The organism is Variovorax endophyticus (assembly GCF_025376855.1).
GTDB lineage: Bacteria > Pseudomonadota > Gammaproteobacteria > Burkholderiales > Burkholderiaceae_C > Variovorax.
The window spans coordinates 157592-163591 of sequence record NZ_JAHUTH010000019.1; the positions used below are offsets into that span (position 1 = coordinate 157592).

A 6000-nucleotide genomic window follows, 5' to 3' on the forward strand; every position below is an offset into this window, starting at 1 on the left:
CTCCCCCGTTCTCTTCTTGTGTCGCGTGTCTCGCGATCGAACGGCAAGCGTACGAGCGCCCCATGCGCGGACGCCGCGCCGTCCATCCGCATTCGCGCGCCGCTCGTATGATCCCGGCGCACCCGTGTCAACTTTTCCTCGCGAAGCCTCCATGCCCTCCCCCGAACACGACGCCCAGCACATGGCGAGCGCCCTGCGCCTGGCCGCGTCGGCGCTGCTGATCACCGACCCGAACCCGCGCGTGGGCTGCGTGATCGCCGATGCGCAGGGCAGCGTGCTCGGCCAGGGCCACACGCAGAAGGCCGGCGGCCCGCATGCCGAGGTGATGGCGCTGCGCGACGCGGCGGCACAGGGGAATTCGGTCGCGGGCGCCACCGCCTACGTCACGCTCGAACCCTGCGCCCACCATGGCCGCACCGGCCCGTGCTGCGATGCGCTGATCGCGGCCGGCATCGGCCGTGTCGTCGCCTCGCTCGCCGATCCCAATCCGCTGGTCGCGGGCCAGGGCTTCGAGCGGCTGCGCGCGGCGGGCGTGGCGGTCGAGGTGGGCCCAGGCGCCGAGGAAGCGCGCGAGCTCAATCTCGGCTTCCTCTCGCGCATGGTCCGCAAGACCCCCTGGGTGCGCATGAAGGTCGCGGCCTCGCTCGACGGCCGCACCGGCCTCGCCAACGGCGTGAGCCAATGGATCACGGCCGAGGCCGCGCGCGCCGACGGCCACGCCTGGCGTGCCCGGGCCAGTGCGGTGCTGACGGGCGTCGGCACGGTGCTCGAGGACAACCCGCGGCTCGACGTGCGGCTGGTCGAGACGCCGCGCCAGCCGCACCTGGTGATCGTCGACAGCCACCTGCAGACGCCGCCTGACGCTCACCTTTTCATAGCAGGCCGCGCGGTCTGGATCTACGCCGCGGCGCGCGACGAAGCCCGCGCCGCGGCGCTCGAGGCGCGCGGCGCCACGGTCAGTTGCCTGCCGAATGCCCACGGCAAGGTCGACCTGGAGGCGATGCTGCGCGACCTCGCGGCGCGCGGCGTCAACGAACTGCACGTGGAATCGGGCCACAAGCTCAACGGCTCGCTGCTGCGCGAGGGCTGCGTCGACGAGCTGCTGGTCTATCTCGCGCCCAAGCTGATCGGCAGCGGCCTGGACATCGCGAGCCAGATCCACGCCGGCGGCCCGCTGGTCTCGCTGGCCGGGGCGCTGCCGCTGGCATTCCGCTCGGTCGACATGATCGGGCCCGACCTGCGGATCGTGGCGCGCGTGGCCGGCCGGGACGCTTTCTGACGCCGCCCGCGGCGCGCCGGCCGCCGTCCAGAGCCGCCCGCGCGACCCCGCCGGCGGTCCCGAAGTGCCAGGAAATGCCGCGGGCCTTCCGGACCTGCGAAAATGCGCGGATGTTCACCGGAATCATCACCGGCGTGGGGCGCATCGCCGCCATCCACGACCTCGGCTCCTCCTCCTCCCACGGCAAGAGACTCGGCATCGCGGCGCCCGACGGCTACCTCGACGACGTCGGCCTCGGCGACAGCATTGCGCTCAACGGCGCCTGCATGACCGTCACCAGTTTCGACCCCGCGCAGAGGCTCTTCACCATCGACATCTCGGCCGAGTCGCTCGATAAAACGGCGGGCCTGACCGAGGAAGGTGCGCGCATCAACCTCGAGAAGGCGCTGCGCGCGAGCGACCGCCTCGGCGGCCACATCGTCTCGGGCCACGTCGACGGCATCGGCACCGTGAGCCGCTTCGAGCCCGTGGGCGAGAGCTGGGAGCTGCGCGTGGTCGCGCCTCAGGCGCTGGCGCGCTTCCTGGCCTACAAGGGCTCGATCACCATCAACGGCGTGAGCCTGACGGTCAACACCGTCGCCGACGCGGCCGACGGCAGCAGCGAGATCAGCATCAACCTGATCCCGCACACCGTGCAGAACACCTCGCTGGGCGACCTGCGCGCCGGCTCGCGCGTGAACCTCGAAATCGACACCGTGGCGCGCTACGTGGAGCGCATGCTCCAGGCGGGCGTGCTGCAGCCGGCCCGGCCGGCCTGACACCGACATTCCCCGCATCCAAGGACCCCGCCCCATCATGAACGCATCCGTCACGCCGATCGGCGCCTCGCGCGCCAATCGGACGCCCGCGCCGATCTCCCCGGTCGAGGAGATCGTGGCCGAACTGGCCGCCGGCCGCATGGTCATCCTCGTCGACGAGGAAGACCGCGAGAACGAGGGCGACATCGTGGTCGCCGCCGACCACATCACGCCCGAGGCCATCAACTTCATGGCCCGCCATGCGCGCGGCCTGATCTGCCTCACGCTGTCGCGCGAGATGTGCGAACGCCTGCAGCTGCCGCCGATGGTGGCGCGCAACGGCACCAAGCACGCCACCGCCTTCACGGTCTCGATCGAGGCCGCCGAGGGCGTGACCACCGGCATCTCGGCCGCCGACCGGGCCCGCACCGTGCAGGCCGCGGTGGCGCGCAACGCCGTGGCCGCCGACCTGGTGCAGCCCGGCCACATCTTCCCGCTGCAGGCAGTCGACGGCGGCGTGCTGATGCGCGCCGGCCATACCGAGGCCGGCTGCGACCTCGCCGCCATGGCCGGCTGCTCGCCCGCCTCGGTGATCTGCGAGGTGATGAACGAGGACGGCACGATGGCGCGCCTGCCCGACCTGCAGCTGTTCGCGGCCGAGCACGGCCTCAAGATCGGCACCATCGCGGCGCTGATCGAGCACCGCAGCCGCACCGAATCGCTGATCAAGAAGGTCGGCTGCCGCGAGATCCAGACCGCCTGGGGCGCGTTCACCGCCCATGCCTTCGTCGACCAGCCCAGCGGCGGCGTGCACCTCGCGCTGGTGCGCGGCAAGTGGGCGCCCGAGGACACGGTCGACGTGCGCGTGCACGAGCCGCTGTCGGTGCTCGACGCGCTCGAGATCAACCGCTCGCTGCACTCGTGGAGCCTGGACGCCAGCCTCTCGCACATCGCGCAGCTCGACCGGGGCGTGGCCGTGCTGCTGAACTGCGGCGAGACGGCGCACGAGCTGCTGGCCCAGTTCGACGGCACCGCGCGCCCCGCGCAGGCGCCCGAGCGCGGCCGCATGGACCTGCGCAGCTACGGCATCGGCGCGCAGATCCTGCGCGAATGCGGCGTGCAGAAGATGAGATTGCTCGGCACGCCGCGGCGCATGCCGAGCATGGCGGCCGGCTACGGCCTCGAGATCGCCGGCTATCTGGCAAAGGACTGAACGACATGCAAGGTGCAAACCAGGGCGCGGCCGACAAGCCGCTGGACGGCAACAGCGGCAAGGGACTGCGCATCGGCATCGTGCAGGCGCGCTTCAATGCCGACATCACCGATGCGCTCGCCAGCGCCTGCCTCGACGAGTTCGCGGCGCTGGGCGTGGCCGCCAACGACATCCACCACGTGCGCGTTCCCGGCGCTCTCGAAGTGCCGGTCGCGCTGCAGGCGCTGGCCGAGCGCGGCGGCTACCACGCGCTGGTCGCGCTGGGCTGCATCATCCGCGGCGAAACCTACCACTTCGAGCTGGTGGCCAACGAATCGGGCGCGAGCGTGAGCCGCGTGGCGCTCGACTACAAGCTGCCCATCGCCAACGCCATCCTCACCACCGAGAACCTCGAGCAGGCCGTCGCCCGCCAGACCGACAAGGGCCGCGACGCGGCCCGCGTGGCGGTCGAAATGGCGCGACTGCTGGCCGACCTTTCATGACCGACGACAACACCCAAGAAGACCAGGGAGGCGCTGCACCGCAGCGTTCCGCACGACCGGACAAGGCGCGAGCGACGCGCACCGGCCTCACAGCCACCGGCGCGCGCAAGGCCTCGGCCAAGTCCAACCGCACCCGCGCGCGCGAGTTCGCGCTGCAGGCGCTCTACCAGCACCTGGTGGGCCGCAACGAGGCGGCCGCCATCGACAGCTTCACGCGCGACCTCGCGGGCTTCCACAAGGCCGATGCCGCGCACTACGACGCGCTGCTGCACGGCTCGATCGAAGGCGCCGAGCAGCTCGACGCGCTGATCGTGCCGCTGCTCGACCGCAAGCTGGCCGAGATCTCGCCGATCGAGCATGCCGTGATGTGGATCGGTGTCTACGAGTTCCAGCATTGCCTCGACGTGCCGTGGCGCGTGGTGCTCAACGAATGCATCGAGCTCGCCAAGGAGTTCGGCGGCACCGACGGCCACAAGTACGTGAACGCGGTGCTCAACGGCCTCGCGCCCCAGCTGCGTCCGCTCGAGGTCGAGGCCGACCGCGCGACCGGCAAGGCGCGGCCCTGATCCCTTCCCCTCTTCCTCCTTCTTCTTTCGCGAAGCACCCCGCATGAGGATTTCGACCCGGGCCGAGCGCATCGAGCCCTTCTACGTGATGGAAGTGGCCAAGGCCGCCGGCAAGCTGGCGCGCGAGGTGGCCCACACCGACCGGCCGATGATCTTCCTGAACATCGGCGAGCCCGACTTCACCGCGCCGCCGCTGGTGCAGGAAGCCGCGGCACGCGCGGTGCGCGCTGGTGCCACGCAATACACCCAGGCCACCGGCCTCGACCATCTGCGCGAACGCATCAGCCAGTGGTATCGCGACCGCTTCGGCGTCGACGTGCCGGCGCGCCGCATCGTGGTCACGGCCGGCGCCTCGGCCGCGCTGCAGCTGGCCTGCCTCACGCTGATCGAAGCCGGCGACGAGATCCTGCTGCCCGACCCCAGCTATCCCTGCAACCGCCACTTCGTGAGCGCGGCCGAGGGCAAGGCGGTGCTGATCCCGACCACCGCCGAGGAGCGTTTCCAGCTCAGCGCCGACAAGGTCGAGGCCGCGTGGACCGACAAGACCCGCGGCGTGCTGCTGGCCTCGCCGTCGAACCCGACCGGCACCTCGATCGCGCGCGACGAGCTGCGGCGCATCCACGAGGTGGTGAGTTCGCGCGGCGGCATCACGCTGATCGACGAGATCTACCTGGGGCTGTCCTACGACGATGCCTACGGGCAGACGGCGCTGGCGATCGACGACAACGTGATCAGCATCAACAGCTTCAGCAAGTACTTCAACATGACGGGGTGGCGGCTGGGGTGGCTGGTGGTGCCCGATGTGCTGGTGCCCGTGGTGGAGCGGCTGGCGCAGAACCTGTTCATCTGTGCGAGCACGGTGGCTCAGTACGCGGCGCTGGCTTGCTTCGAGGCGGAGAGCATTGCGGAGTACGAGCGTCGTCGGGGCGAATTCAAGGCACGGCGCGACTGGTTCATTCCGCAGCTCGAGGCGTTGGGGCTACCGGTTCCGGTGGTTCCGGATGGCGCTTTCTACGCCTGGGCCGATTGTTCGGGGCTGGCTGCTCGGCTCGGGATTTCGGGGAGCTGGGATTTTGCGTTCGAGGCGATGAAGCGGGCGCATGTGGCCGTGACCCCGGGGCGCGACTTCGGGACTGCTGATACTGCTCGCTTTGTTCGGTTCTCTACGGCTAGTTCGATGGCGCATCTTGAGGAAGCTATTGGTCGGTTGCGTGGTTTGGCTGGATGAGGGGTTCGGCTTTCTGGTTTGAAGCTGCTTTTTTGTTGAGGCCGTTGGCCGGGAATTCGCCCCGGCGGGCGAGTCACTTTCTCTTGTCTCGCCAAGAGAAAGTAACCAAAGAGAAGGCGACCCCGCTGTCTGTGTCCCTCCGCTTCGCTGCGGGCAACCTGCGGTGCTCGGAGAAAGCGGGGGGCCGCAGAACTCGCTCCACTTCGTTGCGCTCAGACAGCTGCGGCCCTTATCCCGCTTTCTCCTGCGCTCCTCGGCACAGCCAGAGGGGATCAGGGTCAACGCGCCTTGGCGCGTCCTTGTGTGGGGAGTGCGCATGCGTAGGCCTTGGATCTTTCATTGAGGCCGAGCGAAGCGAAGGCCCGTTGGGTCTTGGTGGCCGAGCGCAGCGATGGCCCGAACCACCCCTCTGGCTGCGCCGAGGAGCGCAGCGTTTCGCGGATCAGGGCTCGCAGCTGTTTGAGCGAAGCGAGTTCTGCGAGACCCCGCGAAACG

General features: G+C 69.8%; 7 protein-coding genes. 6 read left to right on the top strand and 1 reads right to left on the bottom strand.

Annotated features, from left to right (window positions below):
- Nucleotides 1–151: 151 nt before the first annotated feature.
- From ribD to KV106_RS24045, 6 genes are all read left to right on the top strand, one after another.
- Nucleotides 152–1279: a bifunctional diaminohydroxyphosphoribosylaminopyrimidine deaminase/5-amino-6-(5-phosphoribosylamino)uracil reductase RibD gene (ribD, locus tag KV106_RS24020; RefSeq protein WP_261212825.1), complete on the top strand. Its 1128-nt coding sequence runs from the start codon at nucleotides 152–154 to the stop codon at nucleotides 1277–1279.
- A gap of 110 nt (nucleotides 1280–1389) precedes the next feature.
- Nucleotides 1390–2037: a riboflavin synthase gene (locus KV106_RS24025; protein WP_057594483.1), complete on the top strand. Its 648-nt coding sequence runs from the start codon at nucleotides 1390–1392 to the stop codon at nucleotides 2035–2037.
- Nucleotides 2038–2074: 37 nt separating this feature from the next.
- Nucleotides 2075–3229, top strand: coding sequence for a bifunctional 3,4-dihydroxy-2-butanone-4-phosphate synthase/GTP cyclohydrolase II (gene ribBA, locus KV106_RS24030; RefSeq protein ID WP_057594484.1), 1155 nt, complete (start codon nucleotides 2075–2077; stop codon nucleotides 3227–3229).
- A gap of 5 nt (nucleotides 3230–3234) precedes the next feature.
- Complete coding sequence (ribH, locus tag KV106_RS24035) at nucleotides 3235–3711, top strand: 6,7-dimethyl-8-ribityllumazine synthase (RefSeq protein ID WP_057594485.1); 477 nt, start codon at nucleotides 3235–3237, stop codon at nucleotides 3709–3711.
- Complete coding sequence (gene nusB, locus KV106_RS24040) at nucleotides 3708–4277, top strand: transcription antitermination factor NusB (RefSeq protein WP_261212826.1); 570 nt, start codon at nucleotides 3708–3710, stop codon at nucleotides 4275–4277. Before ribH ends, nusB begins: the two co-directional genes overlap by 4 nt.
- Before the next feature lie 43 nt (nucleotides 4278–4320).
- A complete protein-coding gene (locus KV106_RS24045; RefSeq protein WP_057594487.1) occupies nucleotides 4321–5505 on the top strand; it encodes a pyridoxal phosphate-dependent aminotransferase in 1185 nt (394 codons plus the stop codon).
- A gap of 278 nt (nucleotides 5506–5783) precedes the next feature.
- On the opposite strand, the gene KV106_RS24050 is transcribed toward KV106_RS24045, so the two are convergent.
- Nucleotides 5784–6000: hypothetical protein (locus KV106_RS24050; protein ID WP_261212827.1), on the bottom strand; the 217-nt coding region annotated here is incomplete at its 5' end.

Bases quoted from the DNA above. Each gene is read 5' to 3' on its own strand.
- ribD (WP_261212825.1), top strand. From the start codon at position 152: ATGCCCTCCCCCGAACACGACGCCCAGCACATGGCGAGCGCCCTGCGC.
- KV106_RS24025 (WP_057594483.1), top strand. From the start codon at position 1,390: ATGTTCACCGGAATCATCACCGGCGTGGGGCGCATCGCCGCCATCCAC.
- ribBA (WP_057594484.1), top strand. From the start codon at position 2,075: ATGAACGCATCCGTCACGCCGATCGGCGCCTCGCGCGCCAATCGGACG.
- ribH (WP_057594485.1), top strand. From the start codon at position 3,235: ATGCAAGGTGCAAACCAGGGCGCGGCCGACAAGCCGCTGGACGGCAAC.
- nusB (WP_261212826.1), top strand. From the start codon at position 3,708: ATGACCGACGACAACACCCAAGAAGACCAGGGAGGCGCTGCACCGCAG.
- KV106_RS24045 (WP_057594487.1), top strand. From the start codon at position 4,321: ATGAGGATTTCGACCCGGGCCGAGCGCATCGAGCCCTTCTACGTGATG.